The 23,769-nt window shown below is 66.3% G+C and carries 27 protein-coding genes; 19 read left to right on the top strand and 8 right to left on the bottom strand.

Features of this window, described 5'->3' with window-relative positions:
* Positions 1-8: 8 nt before the first annotated feature.
* Genes FG94_RS01810 through FG94_RS01820 form a run of 3 tightly spaced genes read right to left on the bottom strand, consistent with a single transcriptional unit; the run spans position 9 to position 3,209 of the window.
* Complete coding sequence (locus FG94_RS01810; RefSeq protein WP_051995991.1) at positions 9-1,844, bottom strand: bifunctional diguanylate cyclase/phosphodiesterase; 1,836 nt, start codon at positions 1,842-1,844, stop codon at positions 9-11.
* Positions 1,822-2,448 (bottom strand): MEDS domain-containing protein, encoded by a 627-nt coding sequence (locus FG94_RS01815; protein ID WP_036206188.1) that lies wholly within the window; start codon positions 2,446-2,448, stop codon positions 1,822-1,824. Before FG94_RS01815 ends, FG94_RS01810 begins: the two co-directional genes overlap by 23 nt.
* Positions 2,449-2,507: 59 nt before the next feature.
* Complete coding sequence (locus tag FG94_RS01820; protein WP_036206191.1) at positions 2,508-3,209, bottom strand: hypothetical protein; 702 nt, start codon at positions 3,207-3,209, stop codon at positions 2,508-2,510.
* A gap of 144 nt (positions 3,210-3,353) precedes the next feature.
* On the opposite strand from FG94_RS01820, the gene FG94_RS01825 reads away from it, so the two are divergent.
* The 3 genes from FG94_RS01825 (at position 3,354) to FG94_RS01835 (ending at position 6,306) form a co-directional block, all read left to right on the top strand.
* Entirely contained in the window at positions 3,354-5,441 is a 2,088-nt protein-coding gene (locus FG94_RS01825; RefSeq protein ID WP_036206194.1) for a 3-hydroxyacyl-CoA dehydrogenase NAD-binding domain-containing protein, read from the top strand.
* Positions 5,442-5,446: 5 nt separating this feature from the next.
* The gene (locus FG94_RS01830; RefSeq protein WP_036206198.1) at positions 5,447-5,983 is read left to right on the top strand and encodes a DUF2939 domain-containing protein; all 537 of its coding nucleotides are present in this window, start codon (positions 5,447-5,449) and stop codon (positions 5,981-5,983) included.
* A 74-nt stretch (positions 5,984-6,057) separates the two neighbouring features.
* Positions 6,058-6,306: a hypothetical protein gene (locus FG94_RS01835; protein ID WP_036206202.1), complete on the top strand. Its 249-nt coding sequence runs from the start codon at positions 6,058-6,060 to the stop codon at positions 6,304-6,306.
* Between the two features lie 66 nt (positions 6,307-6,372).
* Here the strand turns inward: FG94_RS01835 and FG94_RS01840 are convergent, their stop codons facing one another.
* Positions 6,373-8,073, bottom strand: coding sequence for an MFS transporter (locus FG94_RS01840; RefSeq protein WP_036206205.1), 1,701 nt, complete (start codon positions 8,071-8,073; stop codon positions 6,373-6,375).
* A gap of 272 nt (positions 8,074-8,345) precedes the next feature.
* On the opposite strand from FG94_RS01840, the gene FG94_RS01845 reads away from it, so the two are divergent.
* From FG94_RS01845 to FG94_RS01855, 3 genes are all read left to right on the top strand, one after another.
* Positions 8,346-8,648 (top strand): Dabb family protein, encoded by a 303-nt coding sequence (locus tag FG94_RS01845; protein ID WP_036206207.1) that lies wholly within the window; start codon positions 8,346-8,348, stop codon positions 8,646-8,648.
* A 187-nt stretch (positions 8,649-8,835) separates the two neighbouring features.
* Positions 8,836-9,618 (top strand): SDR family oxidoreductase, encoded by a 783-nt coding sequence (locus FG94_RS01850; RefSeq protein ID WP_036206209.1) that lies wholly within the window; start codon positions 8,836-8,838, stop codon positions 9,616-9,618.
* 19 nt (positions 9,619-9,637) lie between these two features.
* The gene (locus FG94_RS01855) at positions 9,638-10,546 is read left to right on the top strand and encodes an SDR family oxidoreductase (protein ID WP_036206210.1); all 909 of its coding nucleotides are present in this window, start codon (positions 9,638-9,640) and stop codon (positions 10,544-10,546) included.
* A gap of 167 nt (positions 10,547-10,713) precedes the next feature.
* Here FG94_RS01855 and FG94_RS01860 read toward each other — a convergent pair whose 3' ends face one another.
* From FG94_RS01860 to FG94_RS01870, 3 genes are read right to left on the bottom strand one after another with little or no spacing between them, the layout of a single operon-like run.
* On the bottom strand, positions 10,714-11,472 hold the full coding sequence (locus FG94_RS01860; protein ID WP_036206212.1) for an NRDE family protein: 759 nt from the start codon (positions 11,470-11,472) through the stop codon (positions 10,714-10,716).
* A gap of 3 nt (positions 11,473-11,475) precedes the next feature.
* Positions 11,476-11,766 (bottom strand): DUF4936 family protein, encoded by a 291-nt coding sequence (locus tag FG94_RS01865; RefSeq protein ID WP_051995993.1) that lies wholly within the window; start codon positions 11,764-11,766, stop codon positions 11,476-11,478.
* Between the two features lie 3 nt (positions 11,767-11,769).
* Positions 11,770-12,840, bottom strand: coding sequence for a folate-binding protein YgfZ (locus FG94_RS01870; protein ID WP_036206214.1), 1,071 nt, complete (start codon positions 12,838-12,840; stop codon positions 11,770-11,772).
* A gap of 134 nt (positions 12,841-12,974) precedes the next feature.
* Here FG94_RS01870 and mltG point away from each other — a divergent pair, with 134 nt between their 5' ends.
* The 13 genes from mltG (at position 12,975) to FG94_RS01935 (ending at position 22,410) form a co-directional block, all read left to right on the top strand.
* Positions 12,975-13,973: an endolytic transglycosylase MltG gene (mltG, locus tag FG94_RS01875; protein WP_200879925.1), complete on the top strand. Its 999-nt coding sequence runs from the start codon at positions 12,975-12,977 to the stop codon at positions 13,971-13,973.
* The gene (gene tmk, locus FG94_RS01880; RefSeq protein ID WP_036206216.1) at positions 13,970-14,599 is read left to right on the top strand and encodes a dTMP kinase; all 630 of its coding nucleotides are present in this window, start codon (positions 13,970-13,972) and stop codon (positions 14,597-14,599) included. Before mltG ends, tmk begins: the two co-directional genes overlap by 4 nt.
* A gap of 8 nt (positions 14,600-14,607) precedes the next feature.
* On the top strand, positions 14,608-15,627 hold the full coding sequence (locus FG94_RS01885) for a DNA polymerase III subunit delta' (RefSeq protein ID WP_036206456.1): 1,020 nt from the start codon (positions 14,608-14,610) through the stop codon (positions 15,625-15,627).
* 10 nt (positions 15,628-15,637) lie between these two features.
* Complete coding sequence (locus FG94_RS01890) at positions 15,638-16,024, top strand: PilZ domain-containing protein (RefSeq protein ID WP_036206218.1); 387 nt, start codon at positions 15,638-15,640, stop codon at positions 16,022-16,024.
* 57 nt (positions 16,025-16,081) lie between these two features.
* Positions 16,082-16,600 carry a GNAT family N-acetyltransferase gene (locus FG94_RS01895; protein WP_036206220.1) on the top strand — a complete coding sequence of 173 codons (519 nt, stop codon included), beginning with the start codon at positions 16,082-16,084 and terminating at the stop codon, positions 16,598-16,600.
* A gap of 35 nt (positions 16,601-16,635) precedes the next feature.
* Positions 16,636-17,418 carry a TatD family hydrolase gene (locus FG94_RS01900; RefSeq protein ID WP_036206223.1) on the top strand — a complete coding sequence of 261 codons (783 nt, stop codon included), beginning with the start codon at positions 16,636-16,638 and terminating at the stop codon, positions 17,416-17,418.
* A gap of 1 nt (position 17,419) precedes the next feature.
* The gene (locus FG94_RS01905; protein ID WP_036206227.1) at positions 17,420-18,085 is read left to right on the top strand and encodes an ankyrin repeat domain-containing protein; all 666 of its coding nucleotides are present in this window, start codon (positions 17,420-17,422) and stop codon (positions 18,083-18,085) included.
* A gap of 120 nt (positions 18,086-18,205) precedes the next feature.
* Complete coding sequence (locus FG94_RS01910) at positions 18,206-19,120, top strand: methyltransferase domain-containing protein (RefSeq protein ID WP_036206460.1); 915 nt, start codon at positions 18,206-18,208, stop codon at positions 19,118-19,120.
* A gap of 195 nt (positions 19,121-19,315) precedes the next feature.
* Positions 19,316-19,516 carry a hypothetical protein gene (locus FG94_RS01915; RefSeq protein ID WP_036206230.1) on the top strand — a complete coding sequence of 67 codons (201 nt, stop codon included), beginning with the start codon at positions 19,316-19,318 and terminating at the stop codon, positions 19,514-19,516.
* Positions 19,517-19,638: 122 nt separating this feature from the next.
* On the top strand, positions 19,639-19,866 hold the full coding sequence (locus tag FG94_RS01920) for a DUF6139 family protein (protein WP_036206234.1): 228 nt from the start codon (positions 19,639-19,641) through the stop codon (positions 19,864-19,866).
* A 174-nt stretch (positions 19,867-20,040) separates the two neighbouring features.
* Entirely contained in the window at positions 20,041-20,940 is a 900-nt protein-coding gene (gene lpxO / locus FG94_RS01925; RefSeq protein ID WP_036206237.1) for a lipid A hydroxylase LpxO, read from the top strand.
* 90 nt (positions 20,941-21,030) lie between these two features.
* Entirely contained in the window at positions 21,031-21,630 is a 600-nt protein-coding gene (wrbA, locus tag FG94_RS01930; protein WP_036206241.1) for an NAD(P)H:quinone oxidoreductase, read from the top strand.
* 81 nt (positions 21,631-21,711) lie between these two features.
* Positions 21,712-22,410, top strand: a complete 699-nt coding sequence (locus FG94_RS01935) for a glutathione S-transferase N-terminal domain-containing protein (RefSeq protein WP_036206246.1) — start codon at positions 21,712-21,714, stop codon at positions 22,408-22,410.
* A gap of 18 nt (positions 22,411-22,428) precedes the next feature.
* Here the strand turns inward: FG94_RS01935 and FG94_RS01940 are convergent, their stop codons facing one another.
* Positions 22,429-23,745 (bottom strand): PEP-CTERM sorting domain-containing protein, encoded by a 1,317-nt coding sequence (locus FG94_RS01940; RefSeq protein WP_036206249.1) that lies wholly within the window; start codon positions 23,743-23,745, stop codon positions 22,429-22,431.
* Positions 23,746-23,769: the final 24 nt, after the last annotated feature.

Raw genomic sequence — 23,769 nt, forward strand, 5'->3', positions numbered from 1 at the left:
CCCTTGGTTCAGGCCTGGCGGGTATCCCAGCCCGGCGGATCGCCCTTGCGGTACAGGGCTTCCAGTTCCTCGGCCGGCAGGGGGCGCGACAACAGATAGCCCTGGATCTCGTCGCAGCCGTGCAGCCGCAGGAAGCCGGCCTGTCCGGGCGTCTCCACGCCTTCGGCATTGACCTTCATGCCGAGCGTGCGGGCGAACGAGATCACGGCCAGCGTCACCGCCGCGGCGCTCTGGTCGCCCTCGACTTCCTTCACGAAGGAGCGGTCGATCTTCAGCTTGTCGACCCGGAAGTAGCGCAGCGCGCTCAGGCTCGAGTAGCCGGTGCCGAAATCGTCGATCGAGATGCGCACGCCCAGGGCCTTCAGTTCGTGCATCAGCGTCGATGCGTACTCGAGGTCGTGCATGATCGAGCTTTCGGTGATCTCCAGCTCCAGGCAGCTGGGATCCAGGCCGGTGTCGCGCAGCACGGCGTCCACCACCTCGACGATGCGGCGGTCGCGCAACTGCCGGGCGGCGACGTTGACCGCCACCGACTTGCCCGGCAGGCCGGCCCGGTGCCACCCGGCAGCCTGGCGGCAGGCCTGCTCCAGCACGTGCTCGCCGAGCGCCACGATCAGGGACGACTCTTCGGCCAGCGGAATAAACTCGCCCGGCGGCAGCAGGCCGCGCTTCGGGTGCTGCCAGCGCACCAGGGCTTCGACGCCGCGCCAGGCGCCGGTGTGCAGGTCGAGCTTGGGCTGGTAGTGCAGCACCAGCTGCCCGCCGGGAATCGCTTCGCGCAGCTCGGCTTCGCGTTCCATGCGCTCGGCGACCGCGGCGTCGCGGGTGCTGGCGTAGAACTGCATGCCGTCCTTGCCGGAGCGCTTGGCCCGGTGCATGGCCGAGTTTGCGCGGCGCAGCAGCAGCTCCGGGTCTTCGCCGTCGAACGGGTAGACGCTGGCGCCGATGCTGCCCGTGACCACCAGCTCCTTGTCGTCCAGCCGCAGCGGCGCGCGCACGGCGGCCAGCATCTCGTGCAGCCAGTGGCTGCTGCGCTCGACGTGGTCGAGTCCGGCCAGCAGGATCACGAATTCGTCCGAGCCGATCCGGGCCACTGCGTCGCAGTCGGGCACCACGCGGCACAGCCGCTCGGCGGTCTCGCGCAGGAAGGCGTCGCCGCAAGCATTGCCCAGGCCGGTGTTCATGAAGCTGAAGCTGTCGAGGTCGAGGTAGACCACCACGACCACGTGCCCGTCGCGGCGGGCGTGGGAAATGGCGGTGTGCAGGCGGTCGAGCAGGAGCGGCCGGTTGGCGAGCCCGGTGAGCAGGTCGTGGGTGGCGCGGTATTCGAGTTCGCGGGTGCGCTCGGCGACCCGCAGTTCGAGGCTGTCGCGCGCCTGGCGCAATTCCTCGTTGAGCCGGACCAGCTGTGCCTCGTACAGGCGCGATGCGAGCACCCGGCTGATCGTGCTGGAGATATTGCTGAGAAAATCGCGGTAGGGGCGCAGGGCCGCTTCGTCGGCGATCTGCACCACCAGGCAGCCGAAATGCTGCTCGGGAGTGCGGATGGGAAAGCAATGCCCCTCGTGGCCGATGTCGCGCTGCAGGTTGCCGGCGGGAGCCGGGCCGGCGCCGCCCTTGCAGCATCCGAGCAGGGCCGCGATGGCCGCGGTCGGCGGCGTCGTGCGCCCCTCGAGATGGACGTGGGCGTCGGCAATGCCCGGCACGCCCGAGAGTGCGCGCCGCACGAAGCCGTCCAGGCGCTCGTCGTCGGGCAGGGCATCGATGGCCTGCTGGATCACCAGCAGGCGACCCAGGACGGCCGCGCTGGGCTCGCCGTTGTCATGCCCCGTGGTGGTGTCCATGCCTGGCGGGCGGATGCTGGTAAAACGGGTTGCGCAGGATGTGGCCGCCGACGATCAGGATCGGATGGACGCTCATGACGTCGAACATGGTGGCGCCGTCGAACTGGCGCAGGTCGTACTGGCACATCACCGTCACGGGCGCTTCCCGGACCAGGTCATTGATGCGCGACTCGCACTCGATGATCCGGTCGGAACCGGGAATGCCGCGCAAGGCCCAGCTCATTTCACCCGCGAAGCGGGCGCCGGCCTGGCCTGCGGCGATGCATTGATCGTACGCAGCGCGCAGACGCGCCAGCATCGCGTCCGGATCGAAGCGGCCGTCCGGATAATAGCCTTCGCTCACGGTCGCGATGTCGATGCGGCCAGGCAAGCCGCGCCCGGCGTTCGCCAGGTCGAGCTCGTCCATGACGCGCGGCAACGCGGCAGCGTCGGGCACGTCGGCTACATAGTGGAAGCATTCATGGTCGAGCAGCGCATGACGCGCGAACAGCGGCAGGATGCGGCGCCGCTCCTCGTCGTCGTTGTAGAGGTAACAGATGTGGGTCCCTTCCGGGTAACTCTCATCCGTGAAGCCAAGGCAGATGTGCCGTCGTTCTTCGCTCATGCGCAGCTCCAGTGTCCTGTGCGTACAGGATACACCGGCGCCGAGGATGAAGCTGCCCGTTAGGCGTGGCCCGGCAGGACGTGGCGGAAGGTCGGCTCGATGCCCAGCGCATGCAGGTGGCGCACGATGTCTTCCAGCGTCGCGTCCTTCAGTAGCAGACCGTCGGGCGGCGCCGCCAGCGGGGCCTGCAGAGGCGCGGTTTCGCGCGGCCGGTGCATGGCGCCCATTGCCTCCTCGAACTGCGCTGGGGCGATGCTTTCCAGTCCTTCCAGGAAAGCCAACTGGGCCGCCGCGGGGGGCGCGATGTCCAGCCCTTCCTCCCCGGCGAACGAGGCGCCCATGCCGGGATGGATGAAGGCCGCCCATTTGCCGGTCGCGCCGTGGAGGCAGGGCGGCAGCTCGACCGTGCTGCTGGCGTGCAGGGGCAGTTCCGGGAACCAGGCGCTGCGCAGCAGGGAGAGGAAGCGGCGCACATCGGCCACCGGCACCGGCTCGCGCAGCGACAGCCACAGGCGGAAGGCATCCGCGCCGGTGACGCTCACGCCCGGGGCCGGAAAGCCCAGCTTCTCCTGCAGGGTATTGGCGACTTCGCACAGCTGGACCCAGTGGCCGCTTTCGTCCCCGGCCGCACGCGGGAAGTCGATGACGATGGCGCGCGTCAGGCCGTCGTCCGAGACCAGTGGCGTGGCGGCCGGATGCTGGCCGGTTGCTTGGCCGGGCATGAGGTAGAGCCGGATCAGTTGTGCGAGCAGTTTTTCCATGTGCGGGGTGTGACAGGAGTGTGAGGCGCGTATTCTGGCACATCCCGCCCCGCCAGAAAATAACACGAACGTTCTTTTAGTTGAGGTATAGTTAAGCGGTTCAGCCAGGTTCCAGCCTGGGCATTTACAAGGAGAAGAAGAGACATGAGCGCCGACTACACCGTCCAGGGCAGCGTTGCCGTAGTGACCCTGAATAATCCGCCGGTCAACGGTTTGGGCCTGGAGACCCGGACCGCCGCCGTCGCCGCCATCGGGCGCGCCGAGGCCGACGCGGCCGTCAAGGCCATCGTCCTCACCGGCGCCGGCAAGGCCTTCTCGGGCGGCGCCGACATCCGCGAATTCAATTCGCCCAAGGCGCTGACCGAGCCAACCCTGCACAGCCTGATCCGCGTGGTCGAAAACTGCGGCAAGCCGGTGGTGGCCGCGATCCACAGCGTCTGCATGGGCGGCGGCCTGGAGCTGGCCCTGGGCTGCAACTACCGCGTCGCACTGCCGGGCGCCCAGATCGCGCTGCCGGAAGTGAAGCTGGGCCTGCTGCCTGGCGCCGGCGGCACCCAGCGCCTTCCGCGCGTGCTGGGTCTGGAAATGGCCCTGAACATGGTGGTGTCGGGTACGCCGGTGGCGTCCGAAAAGCTGGCCGGCACGGCCTTGTTCGACGAGGTCTTCCCGGCCGGGACCGACCTGATCGGCGCAGCCGTGGCTTTTGCCGACAAGGTTGCGGACATCCGTCCACTCCCAAAGGTGCGCGACCGCGCTGTCGATTACCCGAACCCCGAAGCATTCGTGCAGGCCGCGCGCGAGAAGGTCAAGGCGATGGCCGGGCCGTTCCCGGCGCCGCTCGAGTGCGTCGAGACCGTCGCCGCCTCGGTCACCAGGCCCTTCGAGGAAGGCTTGGCCTTCGAGCGCGAGCGCTTCCTGCACCTGATGCAGACGCCGGAATCGAAGGCCCTGCGCCACGCCTTCATGGCCGAACGCGCGGCCAGCAAGGTGCCGGACGTGCCGGCGGATACGCCGCTGCGGAACATCGAGCGCGCGGCCGTGGTCGGCGCCGGCACCATGGGCGGCGGCATCGCGATGAACTTCGCGAACGCCGGCATCCCGGTGACCCTCCTCGAAACAAAGCAGGAAGCGCTGGACAAGGGCCTGGCGACCATCCGCAAGAACTACGAGAACACGGTCAGGAAGGGCAAGCTGACGCAGGAGAAGTGCGAGCAGAGGATAAGCCTCATCACCGGCAGCTTGTCCTACGCCGACATCGCCCAGGCCGACATCGTGATCGAAGCCGTGTTCGAAGACATGGGCGTGAAGGAATCGGTGTTCCGCCAGCTCGACGAGGCCATGAAGCCGGGCGCGATCCTGGCATCGAATACCTCGACGCTGGACCTGGACCGCATCGCCGCCTTCACCCGTCGCCCGCAGGACGTGATCGGCCTGCACTTCTTCAGCCCGGCCAACGTCATGAAGCTGCTCGAGATCGTGCGCGGCAGGGAAACCGGCAAGGACGTGCTGGCTACCTGCCTGGCGCTGTCCAAGAAGATCAAGAAGACCGGGGTGGTCTCGGGCGTGTGCGACGGCTTCATCGGCAACCGCATGCTGGAGCAGTACCTGCGCCAGGCTTACTTCCTGCTGGAGGAAGGCGCGCTGCCGGAACAGGTGGATGGCGCGATCGAACGCTTCGGTTTCGCGATGGGACCGTTCCGCATGAGCGACCTGGCCGGCAACGACGTCGGCTGGTATATCCGCAAGCGCCGCGCCATCGAATCGCCGCACATCGCCTATTCGAAGACCGCCGACCTGCTGTGCGAGCAGGGGCGCTTCGGCCAGAAGACCGGCGCCGGCTGGTACGACTACGGGGCGGGCGAGCGCAAGGCCACCCCGTCCCAGCTGGTGAACGACATGATCGTGCAGCATTCGCGCGAGCTGGGGCTGGAGCGGCGCCGGATCGACGACGCCGAAATCGTCGAGCGCCTGGTGTACGCCCTGGTCAACGAGGGCGCGAAGATCCTGGAAGAAGGCATCGCGCTGCGCGCCTCGGACATCGACATGGTCTACCTGAGCGGCTACGGTTTCCCGCTGCACCGGGGCGGCCCGATGTTCCATGCCGAGTCGGTCGGCCTGCCGAAGGTGCTGGAAGCGATCCGCCGGTATGCCCAGGGCCGCCATGGCGACGCCTGGAAGCCGGCGCCGCTGCTGGAGCGCCTGGCGGCCGACGGCAAGGGTTTCGGCGCTTGAGCGGCATGAAGAAGAAAGCACTTCCGATCGTGGCGGCAGCCGTCGTCGCCGCGCTTGCCCTGGCCACCTGGGCCAGCCCGCACTGGCAGTTGTACCAGATGCGCGCCGCCGTCGAGGCGCGCGACGCCCAGGCCCTGTCGCGCTACGTCGACTTCCCGAAGCTGCGCGAGAGCGTCAAGGTCCAGGTCATGCGCCGGCTGGGCGCGGCAGGCGCATTGGCAGAATCGCGTTCCAATCCGTTCGCTGACTTCGGAAGACGGATGGCGCTGGCGGTGATCGACCCGGTCGTCGATGCCGCGGTCTCGCCGGAGGGCGTGGCGGCCATGCTGGAGGCCGGCGACATCCGCGTGCAGTCCAGGCCGGAGGCGCCGTCCCAGCAAGCCGGCGAAGCACCGCGCGAAAAACTCAACTACGACGTCTCCTACCGCAGCTGGAACCAGGTGCTGGTCGAGCGGGCAGACGGCGGCGGCGTGGCCTTCGTGCTGGACCGGCACGGGCTGTGGAGCTGGAAGCTGGCGGGCGTCGAGCTGCGCGAGGATTGATGGTGAGGATTGGTGAGTTTATCCGCCGGCCGGGATGTTAACATCGTTGCCGTTTCGACCGGATGGAGATGAGGATGACCGATGTGATGACGACGAGCCTTGGTCGCACCTGGTGGTTCGCAGCCGCCATGGGTTTCTTGAGCGCCTTGCTGACTTTCCCGCTGCTGCGGGAGGCGGGGATGGGATCGCGGGAAAACTGGGCGCAGTGGCTGGTGTACTTCCTGTGCTTCTTTACGATCTGGCGCATCCTGGGCTTTCTCGGCTGGCTGGCGATCGTGCTGATCGCGCCGAAGAGCAAGCTGCTCGATCCGGCCAAGCGCTAGGCGGCCGGCACCGGTCAAAAAAATGCCGCTGTCTCCAGCGGCATTTGTCATTCGACTGACGCTTGCTCAGTCGTGCGCGTAGATGTCGTTATCCTTGGTCTCGCGGATGAACAGGCCGCCGATCACGACGGTCGCCAGCGCGATGATGATCGGATACCACAGGCCGTAGTAGATGTCGCCCTTGAAGGCCACCAGGGCGAAGGTCACGGTCGGCAGCATGCCGCCGAACCAGCCGTTGCCGATGTGGTAGGGCAGGGACATCGAGGTGTAGCGGATGCGGGTCGGGAACATCTCCACCAGCATCGCCGCGATCGGGCCGTACACCATGGTCACGTACAGTACCAGGATGAACAGCAGCAGCACTAGCATCGGCTTGTTCATGGCGGCCGGGTCGGCCTTGTCCGGATAGCCGGCGCTCTTCAGCGCGCCGGTCACCTGCTTCTTGAGCGCGTCTTCCTGGGCCTTCGAAGCGGCGTCGAAGTTCAGGTTATCCGGCGTCATGACGGCATTGAAGGACTGGAAGGTGGTGTCGCCGACCTTGACCGAGGCCACGGTACCGGCTGGCGCTTCCTGGATGTTGTAGCTCACTGAGGCGGCGGTCAGCATGCGGGTCGCGATGTCGCACGAGGACGGGAATTTCTTGGTGCCGGTCGGGTCGACCTGGAAGTGGCAGGTGGCCGGGTCGGCGACGACCACGACCGGTGCGGTCTGGATCGCGCGTTCGAGGGCCGGATTGCCGTAGTGGGTGATCGCCTTGAAGATCGGGAAGTAGGTGGCGGCGGCGATGATGCAGCCGCCCAGGATGATCCACTTGCGGCCGATCTTGTCCGACAGCGCGCCGAAGAAGATGAAGAAGGGCGTGGCCAGGGCCAGTGCGATCATGATCAGGATGTTCGCGGTCGGTTCGTCGATCTTCAGGGTCTTGGTCAGGAAGAACAGGGCGTAGAACTGGCCGGTGTACCAGACCACGGCCTGGCCCATGGTCAGGCCGGCCAGGGCCAGGAAGGCGACCTTGGCGTTCTTCGGTTTCAGGAAGGCTTCCGACAGCGGCGCCTTCGAGGTCTTGCCTTCGGCCTTCATCTTGGCGAAGGCCGGCGACTCGTTCATCGACAGGCGGATCCACACCGAGATGCCCAGCAGGACCACCGAGATCAGGAAGGGAATGCGCCAGCCCCAGGCCTGGAACTCTTCCTCGCCCATGGCGGTGCGGGTGGTCAGGATCACGATCAGCGACAGGAACAGGCCGATCGTCGCGGTGGTCTGGATGTAGGCCGTGAACAGCCCGCGCTTGCCGTGCGGTGCATGTTCGGCCACGTAGGTGGCGGCGCCGCCGTACTCGCCGCCGAGCGCCAGGCCCTGCAGGATGCGTAGCGTGACCAGGATGATCGGGGCCGCGATGCCGATGCTCGCATGGCTCGGCAGCAGGCCGACCAGGAAGGTCGAGGCGCCCATGATCAGGATCGTCACCAGGAAGGTGTACTTGCGGCCGATCATGTCGCCCAGCCGGCCGAACACCAGCGCGCCGAAGGGGCGCACGATGAAGCCGGCCGCGAAGGCCATCAGGGCGAAGATGAAGGTGGTGGTGGGGTCGCCGATGAAGAACTGCTTGGCGATGATGGTAGCGAGCGAACCGTACAGGTAGAAGTCGTACCATTCGAATACTGTGCCGAGGGAAGAAGCGAAAATGACTTTCCGTTCTTCCTTGGTGATCCCGGCGGAGGAAGGTGCAGCTTTCCCTCCGGCGGTCATGCCGGGTGTGATTGCCATGTGTGTCTCCGTATAGGTTTTAGTGTTACCGGAAATGCTGATTGTTTGTCAGCTGTCGCGGAGTGTGTGCCGGTTTCCTTACACGATAATTACTCCAAACTTACACGGAGCTTACAGCCGATCTGTGCAATTGCAGCAACTCGACAGTGATTCTTGTGTTTACACTTTGGGGATGGGCTTGGTGCGGCGCGCAATGTGACTTGCCAAAATATTTACGAACGACCGTACTTATCATGCTATCCTCGATCACCCCCAATCCAAGGAATGGAAGAATGCTGAAACATATCGTGATGTGGAAGTTGAAGGATGACGCCGAAGGCGCGGACAAGCTGAGCAACGCGCGCGAGATGAAGCGCCGGCTGGACGAGTGCGCCAACATCGTGCCGGGCCAGCTGAAGTTCGAGGTGGTGCTGGCGCAGCCGGGGCTGGAAGCGACCTACGACGTGGTGCTGTACTCCGAATTCGCGGACAAGGCGGCGCTGGAGGCCTACATCGAGCACCCGACGCACAAGGCGGTGGTGCCCTTCATCGGGGCGGTGCGCGAAGGCAGGCAGTGCATGGATTACGAGGTGTAAGCAGCCAGAAGCTTTGCTCATCCAAGCTTGGGTCCCGGCCTGCGCCGGGACGACGTGCGTGAGTCCATAGCCGTAAGACCGTCGTTCCTGCCACTGGCAGAAACGACTTCCGGCGCAGGCCGGAACCCAGTTTTCTGCCCGAAGTCGGCTCAAGCATCAACACAACAAAACAAAACGGAGACCAAGCATGCGCACCACCCAGGAACTCTTCTCCCTCCAGAACAAGACCGCCATCGTCACCGGCGGCTCGCGCGGCCTCGGCCTGCAGATGGCCGAAGCCCTCGGCGAGCAGGGCGCCCGCGTCCTCATCTCCGCACGCAAGCAGGAGGAGCTCGACGAGGCCGTCGCCCACCTGACGAGCCGCGGCATCGACGCCGGCGCCATCGCCGCCGACCTGTCAAGCGAGGCCGAGGTCCAGCGCTTCGTGCAGGCCGCCATGGCGCGCCTCGGCCATGTCGACATCCTGGTCAACAATGCCGGCGCCAGCTGGGGCGCGCCGGCCGAGGACTATCCGCTCGAGGCCTGGGACAAGGTGATGGACCTGAACGTGCGCAGCATCTTCCTGGTGACCCAGGCGGTCGCCAAGCTGTCCATGATCCCGCGCCGCTACGGACGCGTCATCAGTATCTCGTCGATCGCCGGCCTGGCCGGCAATCCCCCTGGCACCATGCAGACCATCGCCTACAACACCTCCAAGGGCGCGGTCGTGAATTTCACCCGTGCGCTGGCCGGCGAATGGGGCCGCTATGGTATTACCGTGAACTCGATCGCGCCGGGCTTCTTCCCGTCGAAGATGACCAAGGGCGTGCTGGCCGCGTTCGGCGCCGAGAACCTGGCCAAGGATGCGCCCTTGATGCGCCTCGGCGACGACGAGGACCTGAAGGGCGCGGTGGTGTTGTTCGCGTCCGACGCCGGCAAGCACATCACGGGACAGACGCTGGCCGTCGACGGAGGCGTGTCCGCGGTCTGATCAACAAGGGGGAGGGAACATGAAGGACTTTCGCGGCAAGGTTGCCGTCATCACCGGCGCCGCCAGCGGCCTGGGGCGCGAGTTCGCCAACACCGCCGCCGGCCTGGGCATGAAGCTGGTGCTGGCCGACGTCCAGCCCAAGGCGCTCGAGCACGCGACCGAGGAGCTGCTGGCGGCGGGCGCCGAGGTGCTGTCGATGGTGTGCGACGTCAGCAAGGCCTCGCACGTGCAGGAACTGGCCGACGCGGCGATCGCGCGCTTTCACCACGTGCACCTGGTCTTCAACAACGCCGGCGTCGGCTGCGGCGGCCTGGTCTGGGAAAGCTCGGAGCAGGACTGGGAATGGGTGCTCGGCGTGAACCTGATGGGCGTGGTCCACGGCGTGCGCGTGTTCACCCGGGTGATGCTCGAGTGCGCCCGGCGCGACCCCGGTTTCGAAGGCCATATCGTGAACACGGCCTCGATGGCGGGGCTGCTCACGCCGCCCGCGATGGGCATCTACAACGTCTCCAAGCACGCCGTGGTGGCGCTCACGGAAACCCTGCACCACGACCTGAAGCTGGTCGATGCGCCGGTCAAGGCCTCGGTGCTGTGCCCCTATTTCGTGCCGACCGGAATCGCGCATTCCGAGCGCAACCGGCCGATCGAGATGGCCAGCCATGAACGCAGCACGGCCAGCCAGATGGCGGCGCAGGTGCTGACCGAGAGGGCGGTCGAGTCGGGCAAGCTGACGGCGGCGGACGTGGCGCGCATCACCTTCGAAGGCATCCGCGAGGAGCGCTTCTACATCTATTCACACCCGCAGGCGCTGGGGGCGGCGGTGGAGCGCTTCGAGGCGATGGTGCAGGGGAAGGCGCCGGCGGATCCGTATGCGGCGACGCCGCAGATCACGGAGATGCTGAAGGCGGGCGTCAAGGGCAGGCAGTAGGAACCACCATACCCTGTTCTCTGCGCTGACTGTAAGACCGTCGTCCCGGCGCAGGCCGGGACCCAATTTTTGCAAGCAGACAGTCTGCGCCAGCAGAACTTGGGTTCCGGCCTTCGCCGGAACGACGTGCTCAAGCTCACTACACCAAGGGGCCCGGCCGAGGAGCGTCAGGCCGCCGTGCTAGCCGGCTGCACCACGCGTTCGTGCAGTTCCGGCTCGCCCTCGCGGTACAGCTTGACGACGGTGGAGGTGCGGGTGCCGTAGCCTTCCATTTCGATGCACACCGGAGAGAGCATGCGCTCGACCTCGATCGGCATGCCGGTTTCCGGCAGGCGCAGGTCGGGCGCGCGGGTGGTATCGGCCAGCATCTCGAAATAGGCGTCTTCCGGCGCCGCCTGGCACAGCAGGCTGGCGAATTGCGCCTTGGTGCGCAGCACCTTGGGCCAGGGCGCGTCCAGCAGGCCGTTCGAGATGCCGTAGATGCGGCCCGGCTCGAGCGGCTGGCCGTTGCGCGGGTCATCCAGCCCGCGGTTCGAATACCAGTACAGGGTGTCGCGGTCGCCCAGCACCAGGTTGTAGCCGTTGTAGACGTCGCCGCGCGCAATGATGCTGTCCAGGTAGTCGGCCGCCGATTGCGAACCGGTCAGGAAACCGGCCACCAGCTCGCCGCGCGAAGGCGCATCCGCGCGCCGTTCGGCGGGGCCGCGGATGTTGGTCAGGGCGGCGAACTTCGGGCCGTTCGGGCCATCCGTTGTCACACCCATCCAGCTGCCGCCGCCCTGCAGGTCGCGGCCCGCGATCACGTGCGGATGCTCGGGCCAGGGCGCGGCCTTCGTTGTCGGGCGGTCGTAGAACTCGTCGCGGTTGGCGCAAGCGATGATGGGCACGCCCGGCAGCACCTGCCAGGCAAAGACGATCAGGCACATGTGTCAGGTCCCCGGTAGGAGGTCAATGAATACTTCGGAGCGGCGCGGTCCCTGGATCAGGCCGGCGAGGCCGGCATCCAGGACGGCCTGTTCGACGCGCGTGCCGAAGGCCGCATCGACGCCCGGATAGACTTCCATCCAGGTCTCTAGGCCGTCGCCGCGCGTTTCCGGGCGACGCTGCAGCAGCGCGCCGCTGCCGGCACCGGTGAGCGCGAGCTGCATGGCACGCACGCGCGGCGCCAGTTCGGCGGCGTCCTCGCTGCGTACCTTGTAGTAGACGTACAGGTCGATCATGCCTTAGAGCTCGAGCGCGTCGAGATGGTAGGGCATGTGCTGGAAGGCGAGGGCCGGGCCGCCAGCGGCGCCGTGGCGTACGTCTTCGCCGAGCGCATCGAGCTTCATCTCGACCAGCAGGTCAGCGCCGCCGAGGCCGTTCGCGGCCGCGTTCACCACCATGCCGCAGGGCTGGCCCGGGTCCGCCATCGAAAACACTTCGTCGCCGGCGCGCGCCGCCAGGTTGGCCACCGTGGCCAGCGCCGTGCGTCGCTTGAGCTTGCCAAGATACTGGCTGCGCGCGACGATTTCCTGGCCCGGGTAGCAGCCTTTCTTGAAGTTCACGCCGCCCAGCAGCTCGAGGTTGACCATCTGCGGCACGAACTGCTCCTGGGTAGCAAGGGTAACTTGGGGCACGCCGGCGTGGATCGCGGCCAGCTGCCAGGCCTGGTTGCCGCCCAGGGCCAGCTCGCCGGCCAGGCCGGGCAGAGCGGAACTCGCGCTTTCGGCCGTGGTCAGCCACAGGTAGCGCGGGGCGCCGAACACGTCCGCCAGCCGGATCACGGTGCCGAACGGGCCGTCGACCTTGCCGTAGGGCGCGGCCGGCAGCTCGGCCACGTGGCGGCGCAGGGCGCTCTCGGCCTTGGCCCCGCCCAGGCCCAGCACGGCGGCAAACGGGGCTTCGCCGGTGGCGTCGCGCAGCTTGGCCTTGGCGCGCAGCACGAACATGCTCAGGCGTTTCTGCAGGGGCGGCTGGATGGCGCGCGGCAGCTGCAGGTAGACGGTGTCGGGTTCGGCGCCGGGGCTGCGCCAGTACAGCAAGGTCGCCTGCAGGCGGCCCTTGGGGGTGCAGTAGCCGGCCAGTCGGGCCTCATTGCGGCCGAGGTGCTCGACGTCGTTGGTCAGCTGGTTGTGCAGGAAACTGGCGGCATCAGGGCCTTCGGCGGCGATGATGCCGAGGTCGGTGACCGTGGCCACGAATCCGTCGGCCAGCTCGCCGGCGGCCAGCGGGCGGCCGAAATCGTCCACCTGCGAGGCTTCGTCAATATGGAAGCGAGCGCCGAGCGAGGATAGGGTATCTGTCCAGTTATGCATAAATCCAGTTAGTATTAGCAATTCTGTTTGCAAATAAGCTTTATCATTACGGGCTCATTATAAAGATGTCGGCAAAATCGCGCCGAGGACGGCCAAACTCAGGGTCCAAGCCGCGGCGAAAACCAAAACAACATATGGCATTCATCAAAAAACTCCTGGTCACCGGCGTCATCGTGTCGGTGGCCGCGGTCGCCGGCTTCTCGTACTGGGCCAAGAGCCCGCTCGACACCGGCGGCAAAGCGGTCGAATTCAGCATCGCCCCGGGCAGCGGCGTGGGCGCGGCCGGCCAGCAGATGGCCAAGGCCGGCGTGCCGGTCAATCCGCAGCTGTTCAACATCCTGGCGCGCGTCACCGGCGAGGCCGGCCGGATCAAGGCCGGCAGCTACGAGCTCAAGCCGGATACCTCGCCGCGCCGCCTCTTGACCCAGCTCGTGCGCGGCGAGTTCGCGCAGGAAGCCATCACCATCGTCGAAGGCTGGACCTTCAGCCAGATGCGTGCGGCCATCGCCGCCCACGAGCGCCTGCGCCACGACACCGTCAAGCTGTCGGACGAAGAGCTGATGCAGAAGGTCTCGAGCGAGTACAAGACGCCCGAGGGCCTGTTCTTCCCGGACACCTACCTGTTCGCCAAGGGCTCGTCGGAACTCGAGATCTACAAGAAGGCCCACCAGGCCATGATGAAGCACCTGCAGAGCGCCTGGGAAGGACGCGACCCGAGCCTGCCGTACAAGACGCCTTACGAGGCCCTGACCATGGCCTCGATCATCGAGAAGGAAACCGGACAAAAGAGCGAGCGCAACATGATCGCCGGCGTGTTCGTGAACCGCCTGCGCACCGGCATGATGCTGCAGACCGATCCGACCGTGATCTACGGCATGGGCGAGCGCTACGTCGGCGACATCCGCAAGAAGGACCTGCAGACCGACACCCCCTACAATACCTACATGCGCGCCGGCCTGCCGCCGACCCCGATCGCCTTGCCGGGCATCCAGTCGCTGCACGCGGCGCTGGCGCCGGCCAAGACCGAGGCCCTGTATTTCGTGGCGCGCGGCGACGGCACCAGCCAGTTCTCGGACAACCTGAACGACCATAACCGGGCGGTCAACCAGTACCAGCGGCGGATCAACCAATGACGGAGCAGGGCAAGGCAGGAAAATTCATTACCTTCGAAGGCATCGACGGGGCCGGCAAGTCGACCCACATCGGCTTCGTGACCGACTTCCTGGCGGCGCGCGGCAAGACCGTGGTCTCCTCGCGCGAGCCGGGCGGCACGCCGCTGGGCGAGAAACTGCGCGACCTGTTGCTGCACGAGAAGATGCACCTGGAAACCGAGGCATTGCTGATGTTTGCCAGCCGTCGCGAGCACATGGCCCGGGTGATCGAACCGGCGCTGGGACGCGGCGACTGGGTGCTGTCGGACCGCTTCACCGACGCCAGCTTCGCCTACCAGAGCGGCGGTCGCGGCCTGGACCGCGCCAAGCTGGAAGCGCTGGAACACTGGGTGCACCCGGATCTGCAGCCGGATCTCACCCTGCTGTTCGACGTGCCCCTCGAGGTGGCGCGCCAGCGCCTGGACGCCACCCGCACGCTCGACAAGTTCGAACGCGAGCAGGCGGATTTTTTTGAGAAGTGCCGCAAGGAATACCTGCGCCGCGCGGCGCAATTCCCGGAGCGCATCGTGGTGGTCGATTCGACGCAGACGATCGCGGCCATCCAGGCGCAGCTGGGTCGGATTCTGGCAGAAGTATTGGAGAAGTAGTCGTGACGATGTACCCCTGGCAGCAAGCGGCGTGGACGCGCCTCCAGCAGATGCGCGAGCGCCTGCCGCATGCCATCCTGTTCCACGGTCCGGCGGGCGTCGGCAAGGCCGGCTTCATGGAAAGCTTCGCGCAGGCCCTCCTGTGCGAGAACGTGCGCCCGGACGGCCACGCCTGCGGCAGCTGCGCCTCCTGCGGCTGGTTCCTGCAGAACAACCACCCCGATTACCGCCGGGTGCGCCCGGAAGCGCTGGAAGACGAGCCGGCCGCCGAAGGCGAAGACACAGCAGAGCCGGCCGGCAAGTCCAAGTCGAGCAAGGCGCCCTCCAAAGAGATCAAGATCGAGCAGATCCGGGCCCTGGCCGACTTCATGAACATCTCCACCCACCGGCAAGGCCTGCGTGTGGTGGTGCTGTACCCGGCGGAAAGCCTGAACATGCCGGCCTCGAACGCGCTCCTGAAGACCCTGGAAGAACCGCCGCCGGGCACGGTGTTCCTGCTGTCCTCGAACAGCCTGGACCGCCTATTGCCGACCATCCTGTCGCGCTGCCGCAAGTTCGCGCTGCCGATGCCCTCGCACGAGGAAGCGCTGGCCTGGCTCAAGGAACAGGGCGTACAGGATGCCGACAGCTGGCTGCGCGAGCAGGGCGGCGCGCCGCTGGCCGCGCTGCTTGAAGCCGAGTCCGGCAGCCGCGAAGAGATGGAAGCGCTGCTGCATTTCCTGGCCAACCCGGCCGTCGATGGCGCCTTGCGCACCGCCGAGAAGCTGGCGAAGGCGTCCTTGCCGGCGCTGGTGGCATGGCAGCAGCGCTGGCTCTATGATGTGTTCTCGGTAAAATTGTCGGGCAAGATACGCTATTACCCGCGCTACCAGCGCGAACTTGCGGCCCTGGCCGGCAGGGTGTCTACTGGCAGCCTGAACCGGGCTATCAAGGCCGCCAACGAGCGCCGCGCCGTCGCCGACCACCCGCTGTCGGCAAAATTGTTTGTCGAAGATATGTTGCTTGAGTACACTTCGTGCTGCGCATGAAAGGAAGCCGATGAACGCCAACCCCGCAGAGCAGCAGGCAAACCCGGCCCCGCAGCCGCCGCGGCCGTCCGTGCTGTCGCTGGCGATCAAGGAAAAGGCCGCGCTGTACGCGGCCTACATGCCCTTCCTGAAGAATGGCGGCATGTTCGTGCCGACCACCAAGCCGTATAAAATCGGCGACGAGATCTACCTGATCCTGTCGCTGATGGACGACCCCAACAAGTACCCGATCGCCGGCAAGGTGGCCTGGATCACCCCGGCGGGCGCGAACAACAACAAGGCGCAGGGCATCGGCGTGCACTTCCCGGCGGACGAAGCCGGGCAGCGCGCCAAGCTGCGCATCGAAGAAATCCTCGGGGCGGCGCTGCGCTCGGCGCGCGCCACGCATACGCTCTAATTCAGTTTCTCTAATCCTTGCTGGTTTTCGATCAGCTGCGCTTAATTGTCTTTCTCCATGCCGTCCTACGTCCACCGCCTCGCCACCCGCGACGACCTGCCCGTCATCGTCGACATCTACAATTCGACCATCGCCTCGCGCGAAGTCACCGCCGACACCGAACCCATCACGGTACAGTCGCGCGAGCAATGGTTTGCCGACCATACGCCGGAGCGCCGGCCGCTGTGGGTGATCCATGACGCCGACGACAAAAGCGGGAAACCGGAAGTGCTGGGCTGGCTCTCCTATTCGAATTTCTACGGGCGCCCGGCCTATTCGGGCACGGCCGAGGTGTCGATCTACATCGCGGAAAGCGCGCGCGGCAAGGGGATCGGGCGCTACTGCCTGGAGCTGGCGATGACGCACGCGCCGAACGTGAACGTGCACACGCTGCTGGGCTTCATCTTCGGTCACAATGCGCCGAGCCTGGCCCTGTTCGGCAAGTACGGCTTCGAGAAGTGGGCGCATTTCCCGCGCGTGGCCAATCTGGACGGGATCGAGCGCGACCTGGTCATCCTGGGCAAGCGGGTGGCCTGAGCCGCATTTCGCCTCCCTCCGGGTACAATATCGGGATGTTTATCGATTCCCACTGCCACATCAATTTCCCGGAGCTGGCTGCCCGGATGCCCGAGATCCTGGCCAAGATGGCCGAGAACAAGGTGACGCATGCGCTGTGCGTCTCCGTCGACCTGCCGGACTTTCCCCAGGTGCTGGCCCTGGCCGAACAGCACCCGCACATCTTCGCCTCGGTCGGTGTCCATCCCGACTATGAGGACACCCCCGAACCGACGGTGCAGCAGCTGGTCGAACTGGCCAAGCACCCGAAGATCGTCGCCATCGGCGAAACCGGCCTCGACTACTACCGCCTCGAGGGCGACCTAGAATGGCAGCGCGAGCGCTTCCGCACCCATATCCGCGCCTCGCGCGAGACCGGTAAACCGCTGATCATCCATACCCGGGCGGCATCGAGCGACACCATCCGCATCATGAAGGAAGAGGGCGCCGGCACCGACGCCGGCGGCGTGGCGGGCGTCATGCACTGCTTTACCGAATCCCTGGCGGTCGCCCAGGCGGCGATGGAGCAGGGCTTCTACATCTCGTTTTCCGGCATCGTCACCTTCAAGAGCGCCAAGGAACTGCAGGAAGTGGCCAAGGCCGTGCCCCTCGAGCGCATGCTGATCGAGACCGATTCGCCCTACCTGGCGCCGGTGCCCTACCGCGGCAAGATGAACGAGCCGGGCTTTGTTGCCCACGTGGGCGAGTTCATCGCCAACCTCAAGGGGGTCTCCCTGCGCGAGGTCGCGGCGCAGACCAGCGACAACTTCTTCAACTTGTTCAAGACTGCAAAGGCCTGACATGACTCGAGTCCGCCGCGCCATCCTCAAGAGCTGCCTGCTGGCATTCGCACTCCATCTTGGCACGGCCGCGGCGGCAACGCCCCAGCAGCTCGCCAGCTTCTTCCGCGCGGTGCAGGTCGATAACGTGTCCGCCGTCAAGGAGATGGCCGGCAAGCTGGTGAATCCCAACGAGATCAACCCGGTCGGCGGCGAGCCGGCCCTGGTGCTGGCGGTACGCGAGGGTTCGATGCGCGTGTTCGACGCCTTGCTGCTTCAGCCCGGCATCGACCTGGAAGCCCAGGCGATGAACGGCAACACCGCCCTGATGATGGCGGCCTTCAAGAACAACCGGCGCGCTGCCGAAGCCCTGCTGGCCAAGGGCGCCAGAGTGAACCGCGCGGGCTGGACGCCGCTGCACTACGCCGCCGCCGGCGGCGCCGAGGACATCGCACGCCTGCTCATCGATCGCAAGGCGAAGCTGGACGCGCTGTCGCCGAAGGAGAGCGGCGCCTACACGCCCCTGATGATGGCGGCGCGCGAAGCCCAGCCGGGCATGGTGCGCCTGCTGCTGGAGGCGGGCGCCAATCCCGCGTTGAAGAACACCGAGGGATTGACGGCAGCCCAGATCGCCGAACGCGCCGGCCAGACCGACATCGCGGCCGCGATTTCCGGCTTCAAGCGCTAGCAATTTACATTTCCATTGGGAACTAAGCGGTAAACACCCCGCAGCTCCGGGCATGGACCGCATGCATCCTTGGCCATAATGCCTTCACGGACAATGACCATGAAGGAAGACGGGCCAACCATGCTGAACGAACGCGAAATCGAAAGCTGCTACCTGGGGCAGTTCATTCCAGTGCACTACCATCACAACATGCTGATGGACCAGAACCGGATGCATAGCTTCAAGTCCGCGATCCACTACGCGGTCAAGCCGGGCGCGAAGGTGCTGGAGCTGGGCGGCGGCACCGGCGTGCTGTCCTTCTTCGCGGCGCAGAAGGCGTCGAAGGTCTATTGCGTCGAGTTCAACCCGGATATGGTGCGCGAGGCGCGCAAGTTCCTGGCGCTCAACCCGAACGGCCACAAGGTCGAGGTGATCCATGCCGACGCCTTCGACTACCTGCCGCCCGAGCCGGTCGACGTCGTCATCTGCGAGATGATCCACGTCGCCATGCTGCGCGAAAAGCAGGTCGAGGTGATCGAATCCTTCAAGCGCCGCTACCTGGCCCGGTTCGGCGGCCCGCTGCCGGTGTTCCTGCCCGAGGCGGTGATCATGGCGGCCCAGCCGATCGGGCAGGAATACGACTTCGAAGGCTTCCATGCGCCGATCGTGCAGTTCCAGGAAACCGGCGTGGTCTATCCGGGCACCATCGAACTGGGCCAGCCGGCCGTGTACAGCCTGATCGACTTCAACCAGCCGGTCGACAATGTGTTCGCCTGGGAAGGCGGCATCGTCATGGAGCGAAGCGGCCTGCTGAACGCCATGCGCTTCATCACCAAGAACGTGCTGGCCATCGTGCAGGAAGAGTCGACCACCATCGACTGGCTGAACCACTACATGACGCTGCCGCTGGCCCAGCCGGTGAAGGTGGAGGCGGGCGACCTGGTGCACGTGGCCTTCCAGTACCGGGCGGGCGGCTCGATCCCGTCGCTGCAGGCTTCGCTGCGGGCCCAGGTGGTGAACCAGCGCGTGACGGAGCAGGTGGCGGCCTTCGCCTGATCCTTCCCTGGCGTCGGCCGGCGAGCAGCCGGCCGGCGGCCCAGGGTGCCACCTGCCCGCCATTTTCCTCCATTCACCCCGCTTTTTGCCCCGTCTGTCGCAGACCGATTGTCCATCCCGGCGCAGCAACTTATCCTTCTCCCGTCTTGTCAGAACTGCTGGCTGCAGCGCTGACTCACCAAAGGAGCGAGAACAATGTTAGGTTTCCTGCTATGGTTGCTGCTGCTGTTCCTGTGCTGGCCCATTGCCCTGCTGGCCCTGGTGCTGTACCCGCTGGTATGGCTCGTCTTGCTGCCGTTCCGGCTGCTCGGCATCGGGGTCGAAGCCGTGTTCGAATTGCTGCGCGCCATCGTGATGCTGCCGGCGCGCATCCTCGGGGCATCGCCGGGCCGTTGAGCCTGGCGGCTGCCTCCTGCGGCTGAGTGTGGGTCAATTAACAGACGACAGCGTTTCGATCTTCTACTGTGGAAGTGCCCGCTTTCATCGGGAAAGCGGGCTTTGACTTTGAGGAAACGACTATGCGCCTGGATATTTACCGCCGACCAGAAACCGACGGCAAACTGTCTTACCTGGCAGTGCCGGAAGCACGCAATATCCCTGAAGAAGCGACCAACACCGACTGGGAAATCGAGGCTCGCGCCATCGAGGTCGCAGACGACGCCGACCAGCTGGAAGACTACGACATCGAGAACGTGGCCGGCCAGATCAGCGAAAAAGGGTATGCGATCACCTCGGTCCAGCACTGAGTAGCGTTTCTCCCGGGTCCGGCCCTGCCGGACCGCCATGACGCCGGCGCTCCAGGATGGAGTTGCCGGCGTGCCATAGTTTCCCAGAATTACGACCCGGCCGACGACGGCCCATTGGCCGTTGTGATATCCTGCGTCCCTCATCAAGGTCAGCCAGCAAGGACGGAGGTAGCAATGAAATGGGTCGTGGTCGGTTTTTATGTTCTGTCGATCCTGCACATCCACTTCCGTGGCCGTGTGCGCCTGCCTTTCCGCCGCCAGATCTTCGACCATTCGTCGTTCATGGCGCCGATTAACATCTTCATGCACAAGTTCTCGCGGGTTCCGAGCACGCCCTTCATCCCGGTGAGAGAGTTCCCGGAACTGGCGCGCCTGCAGGAAAACTGGCCCGTCATCCGCGCCGAAGCCGAGAACCTGCTGGCACTCAAGAAGATCAAGGCGGCCGAGCAGAACGACGACGCCGGCTTCAATTCCTTCTTCAAGAACGGCTGGAAGCGCTTCTACCTGAAGTGGTACGACGCCAGCCACCCGTCGGCCGAGCGCCTGTGCCCGCAGACCTATGCGCTGCTGCAATCGATCCCCTCGGTCAAGGCGGCGATGTTCGCCGAACTGCCGCCGGGCGGCAAGCTCAATCCGCACCGCGACCCCTTCGCCGGCTCGATGCGCTACCACCTGGGCCTGGCTACGCCCAACGACGACCGCTGCTTCATCGAAGTCGACGGCGAACGCCACAGCTGGCGCGACGGCCAGGGCGTGGTCTTCGACGAAACCTACATCCACTGGGCCATCAACGGCAGCGAGAGCGACCGCATCATCCTGTTCTGCGACGTCGAGCGCCCGATGCGCTACCGCTGGATGGGGGCCTTCAACCGCTGGTTCGGCCGCACCGTGATGACCGCCGCCGCCTCGCCCAACGAAACCGGCGACCAGGTCGGCCTGGTGAGCAAGCTGTTCCGCATCTCCTTCTACATGGGCCAGTACCGTCGCCGCCTCAAGGCTTGGAACAAGACGGTCTACAACATCACCCGCGTGGCCCTGGTCATCGCGCTGGCCGCCTTCATCTACTGGATCTGAGCACGCCGGCCGTCCAACTTCTGGCGGGTGCCGCAAAAATCCTGTTCGCAGCAAAATAGGATTTTTGACGATCACCACAAGGAGGAAGGCATGTCGAAAGTCCTGGTGTTGTATTACTCGACCTATGGCCACATCGAGCAGATGGCCAATGCGGTGGCCGAAGGTGCGCGCGCGGCCGGCGCGACCGTGACGGTCAAGCGGGTCCCCGAGACGGTGCCGGAAGAAATCGCGAAGAATGCCCACTTCAAGCTGGAGCAGGACGCCCCGATCGCGACCGTGAACGAGCTGCCCGACTACGACGCCATCATCATCGGCGCGCCGACCCGCTACGGCCGCATGCCCTCGCAGATGGCGGCCTTCCTCGACCAGACCGGCGGCCTGTGGGCGCGCGGTGCGCTGAACGGCAAGGTCGGCGGCGCCTTCACCTCGACCGCCACCCAGCACGGCGGCCAGGAAACCACCCAGTTCTCGATCATCACCAATTTGCTGCACTTCGGCATGATCGTGGTCGGCCTGCCGTACAGCTACGCGCCCCAGATGACGCTCGACGAGATCGTCGGCGGCAGTCCGTATGGCGCCTCGACTATCGCCGGCGGCCAGGGCCAGCGCCAGCCGAGCGAGCTCGAACTGGGCGGGGCGCGCCACCAGGGCGAGCTGATCGCCCGCACCGCCAACAAGCTGTTCGGTTAAAGGGGAGAAACGGGCCGGCTTCGGCGGGACAGCCGGAAGTTTGCTATCGTTGGCAGTCCTGCAACCCATAGGACTTCCGCCATGACCGATCTTAGCGCTTTCGGCATCACCGCCAAGTGGCCCGCGCAGCACCCCGACCGCATCCAGCTGTACTCGCTGCCCACGCCGAACGGCGTGAAGGCATCGATCATGCTCGAGGAGACCGGGCTACCCTACGAGCCGCACAAGGTCAGTTTCGAGACCAATGACCAGTTGTCGCCGGCCTTTCTCTCGCTCAACCCCAACAACAAGATCCCGGCCATCATCGACCCGAACGGGCCGGACGGCGAGCCGCTGCCGCTGTTCGAGTCCGGCGCCATCCTGCTCTACCTGGCCGAGAAGAGCGGCCGCTTCCTGCCGAGCGATCCGGCAGGGCGCTACGCCACCATCCAGTGGCTGATGTTCCAGATGGGCGGTATCGGTCCGATGTTCGGCCAGCTCGGCTTCTTCCACAAGTTCGCCGGCCGGGACTACGAGGACAAGCGCCCGCGCGACCGCTACGTGAACGAATCGAAGCGCCTGCTGGGGGTGCTCGAGGGCCAGCTGGCCAGGCACCGCTGGGTGGCGGGGGAGGAGTACACGATCGCGGACATCGCGATCTTCCCATGGGTGAACAACCTGGTCGGTTTCTACGATGCCGGCGAACTGGTGGGGATCCAGGACTTCCCGCGCGTGACGGCCGCGGTCGAGGCCTTCCGCGCCCGTCCGGCCGTGGCCGCGGGCCTGAAGATTCCCGGCTGAGAAGGACCTAGGCGCTGCTTAGGTGCTGCGCCGGCGGCGCAGCACGCCCATCGCGACCAGCGCCAGGGCGAACAGCCAGAGGCTGCCGGGTTCCGGCACTTCCACCGGCGCCGGCGGCACGATCGCCTGCGGAGGGAGCGGCTCCGGCACCGGCTTGGGCAACACGGGTTCCGGCGCCGGAGCGGCCGGCACAGGCGGCAGCGGCGTCGGCGCAGGGAGCGTCGGTTGCGGCTGCGTCACGGGGCCGGGCGCGGGATGCGTGCCGGGATTCGTGCCGGGCAGGGGCGCTTCGAACCCGGGAGCCGGCGCAGGCGTGCCTAGGGGCGTGCTCGTATCGGGCAACGGGCTCGTCACCGCCTCGCCGCCAACCGGGGCGCCGCCCGGCGTGCCGCCATCAGGCGACGGCGCCGGCGCGCCGGAAGAACCGCCAATGCTTCCGGTGCCCCCTTCGGAGACCGCTTCAGGCGCGGCAGGGGCCTCGGGCTCAGGGGACGCGACTGGCCGGCTGGTCGGACGTGGCCGGCTACCCATGCTGCTCGATGCGCCCGACAGGGCCAGGGTCGTGACCGGCCCCATGCCGCTCGCGCTCGACGCCAGGGTTCCGGCGAGCGCGCTGTTGGCGGGCGTGGCGGCGCTGCCGCTGCTGCCGGCAGCGCCGGCGCCACGGGCCGCGAAACGCATCCCGGTATGGGGCGGGATGCTGCCGTCGGCGGCCATCGCCACCGGCAACCCGTCTGGTCCCAGCGCGTATTCTTCCCCCTCGGCGAGATCGATCGCCTGGTCGAGTTCTTCCATGGCGGGCCGGTGGGCTTCCACCGGGTACTGGGGCAGGTCGGAAATGCGGTTGGCGCAGCGCGCCCGCATCTCGTTGCGGCCGTCGCTGAGCAGGGTTTCGCCCGGGGCCAGCATGACCTTGTGGGCGGTCCAGTACACCTTGTCGCCCTTGCGGTAGGACACGTGCACCGCGCGCGGCTTGTCGACCACCACGGCGCGCGCCTTGCTGGAATCAAAGGTCGCATAGTGGGCGGCGACCACGCTGTCGGTGCGGATGATGCGCTGCAGTTCCGACTGGCCCGAGACGCCGCCCGGGACCACCGAATACGGGTAGATGCGGCGCAGGCCGCGCTGGAGCGGCTCGGCGGCGCCGGACGGACCGTTCAAGGCCAGCGCCGGCAGGAAGGGCGCGGGCGAGGCGGCGGCGACCGGATCTGGTTTCCATGTCAACATGAACACGGCAGTCGCGGCCACCAGGCCGGCGCCAGCCACGGCGGCAATGCGCTTGCGCAGGCGGGCACGTGAGAGCAGGCGGCGGCTGTAGGGATAGCTGCGGTCCATATTGAACAGAAGTAGGAGTGATCC

Source organism: Massilia sp. LC238, from assembly GCF_000735635.1.
GTDB lineage: Bacteria > Pseudomonadota > Gammaproteobacteria > Burkholderiales > Burkholderiaceae_D > Telluria > Telluria varians.

Coding starts and splice junctions, on each gene's coding strand:
- FG94_RS01840 (WP_036206205.1), bottom strand. CDS start 8,073: ATGGCAATCACACCCGGCATGACCGCCGGAGGGAAAGCTGCACCTTCC.
- FG94_RS01900 (WP_036206223.1), top strand. CDS start 16,636: ATGTTTATCGATTCCCACTGCCACATCAATTTCCCGGAGCTGGCTGCC.
- FG94_RS01810 (WP_051995991.1), bottom strand. CDS start 1,844: ATGGACACCACCACGGGGCATGACAACGGCGAGCCCAGCGCGGCCGTC.
- FG94_RS01940 (WP_036206249.1), bottom strand. CDS start 23,745: ATGGACCGCAGCTATCCCTACAGCCGCCGCCTGCTCTCACGTGCCCGC.
- FG94_RS01830 (WP_036206198.1), top strand. CDS start 5,447: ATGAAGAAGAAAGCACTTCCGATCGTGGCGGCAGCCGTCGTCGCCGCG.
- FG94_RS01820 (WP_036206191.1), bottom strand. CDS start 3,209: ATGGAAAAACTGCTCGCACAACTGATCCGGCTCTACCTCATGCCCGGC.
- FG94_RS01845 (WP_036206207.1), top strand. CDS start 8,346: ATGCTGAAACATATCGTGATGTGGAAGTTGAAGGATGACGCCGAAGGC.
- FG94_RS01850 (WP_036206209.1), top strand. CDS start 8,836: ATGCGCACCACCCAGGAACTCTTCTCCCTCCAGAACAAGACCGCCATC.
- FG94_RS01915 (WP_036206230.1), top strand. CDS start 19,316: ATGTTAGGTTTCCTGCTATGGTTGCTGCTGCTGTTCCTGTGCTGGCCC.
- FG94_RS01855 (WP_036206210.1), top strand. CDS start 9,638: ATGAAGGACTTTCGCGGCAAGGTTGCCGTCATCACCGGCGCCGCCAGC.
- FG94_RS01865 (WP_051995993.1), bottom strand. CDS start 11,766: ATGATCGACCTGTACGTCTACTACAAGGTACGCAGCGAGGACGCCGCC.
- mltG (WP_200879925.1), top strand. CDS start 12,975: ATGGCATTCATCAAAAAACTCCTGGTCACCGGCGTCATCGTGTCGGTG.
- FG94_RS01860 (WP_036206212.1), bottom strand. CDS start 11,472: ATGTGCCTGATCGTCTTTGCCTGGCAGGTGCTGCCGGGCGTGCCCATC.
- tmk (WP_036206216.1), top strand. CDS start 13,970: ATGACGGAGCAGGGCAAGGCAGGAAAATTCATTACCTTCGAAGGCATC.
- FG94_RS01935 (WP_036206246.1), top strand. CDS start 21,712: ATGACCGATCTTAGCGCTTTCGGCATCACCGCCAAGTGGCCCGCGCAG.
- FG94_RS01825 (WP_036206194.1), top strand. CDS start 3,354: ATGAGCGCCGACTACACCGTCCAGGGCAGCGTTGCCGTAGTGACCCTG.
- FG94_RS01905 (WP_036206227.1), top strand. CDS start 17,420: ATGACTCGAGTCCGCCGCGCCATCCTCAAGAGCTGCCTGCTGGCATTC.
- lpxO (WP_036206237.1), top strand. CDS start 20,041: ATGAAATGGGTCGTGGTCGGTTTTTATGTTCTGTCGATCCTGCACATC.
- FG94_RS01890 (WP_036206218.1), top strand. CDS start 15,638: ATGAACGCCAACCCCGCAGAGCAGCAGGCAAACCCGGCCCCGCAGCCG.
- wrbA (WP_036206241.1), top strand. CDS start 21,031: ATGTCGAAAGTCCTGGTGTTGTATTACTCGACCTATGGCCACATCGAG.
- FG94_RS01920 (WP_036206234.1), top strand. CDS start 19,639: ATGCGCCTGGATATTTACCGCCGACCAGAAACCGACGGCAAACTGTCT.
- FG94_RS01835 (WP_036206202.1), top strand. CDS start 6,058: ATGACCGATGTGATGACGACGAGCCTTGGTCGCACCTGGTGGTTCGCA.
- FG94_RS01885 (WP_036206456.1), top strand. CDS start 14,608: ATGTACCCCTGGCAGCAAGCGGCGTGGACGCGCCTCCAGCAGATGCGC.
- FG94_RS01910 (WP_036206460.1), top strand. CDS start 18,206: ATGCTGAACGAACGCGAAATCGAAAGCTGCTACCTGGGGCAGTTCATT.
- FG94_RS01815 (WP_036206188.1), bottom strand. CDS start 2,448: ATGAGCGAAGAACGACGGCACATCTGCCTTGGCTTCACGGATGAGAGT.
- FG94_RS01870 (WP_036206214.1), bottom strand. CDS start 12,840: ATGCATAACTGGACAGATACCCTATCCTCGCTCGGCGCTCGCTTCCAT.
- FG94_RS01895 (WP_036206220.1), top strand. CDS start 16,082: ATGCCGTCCTACGTCCACCGCCTCGCCACCCGCGACGACCTGCCCGTC.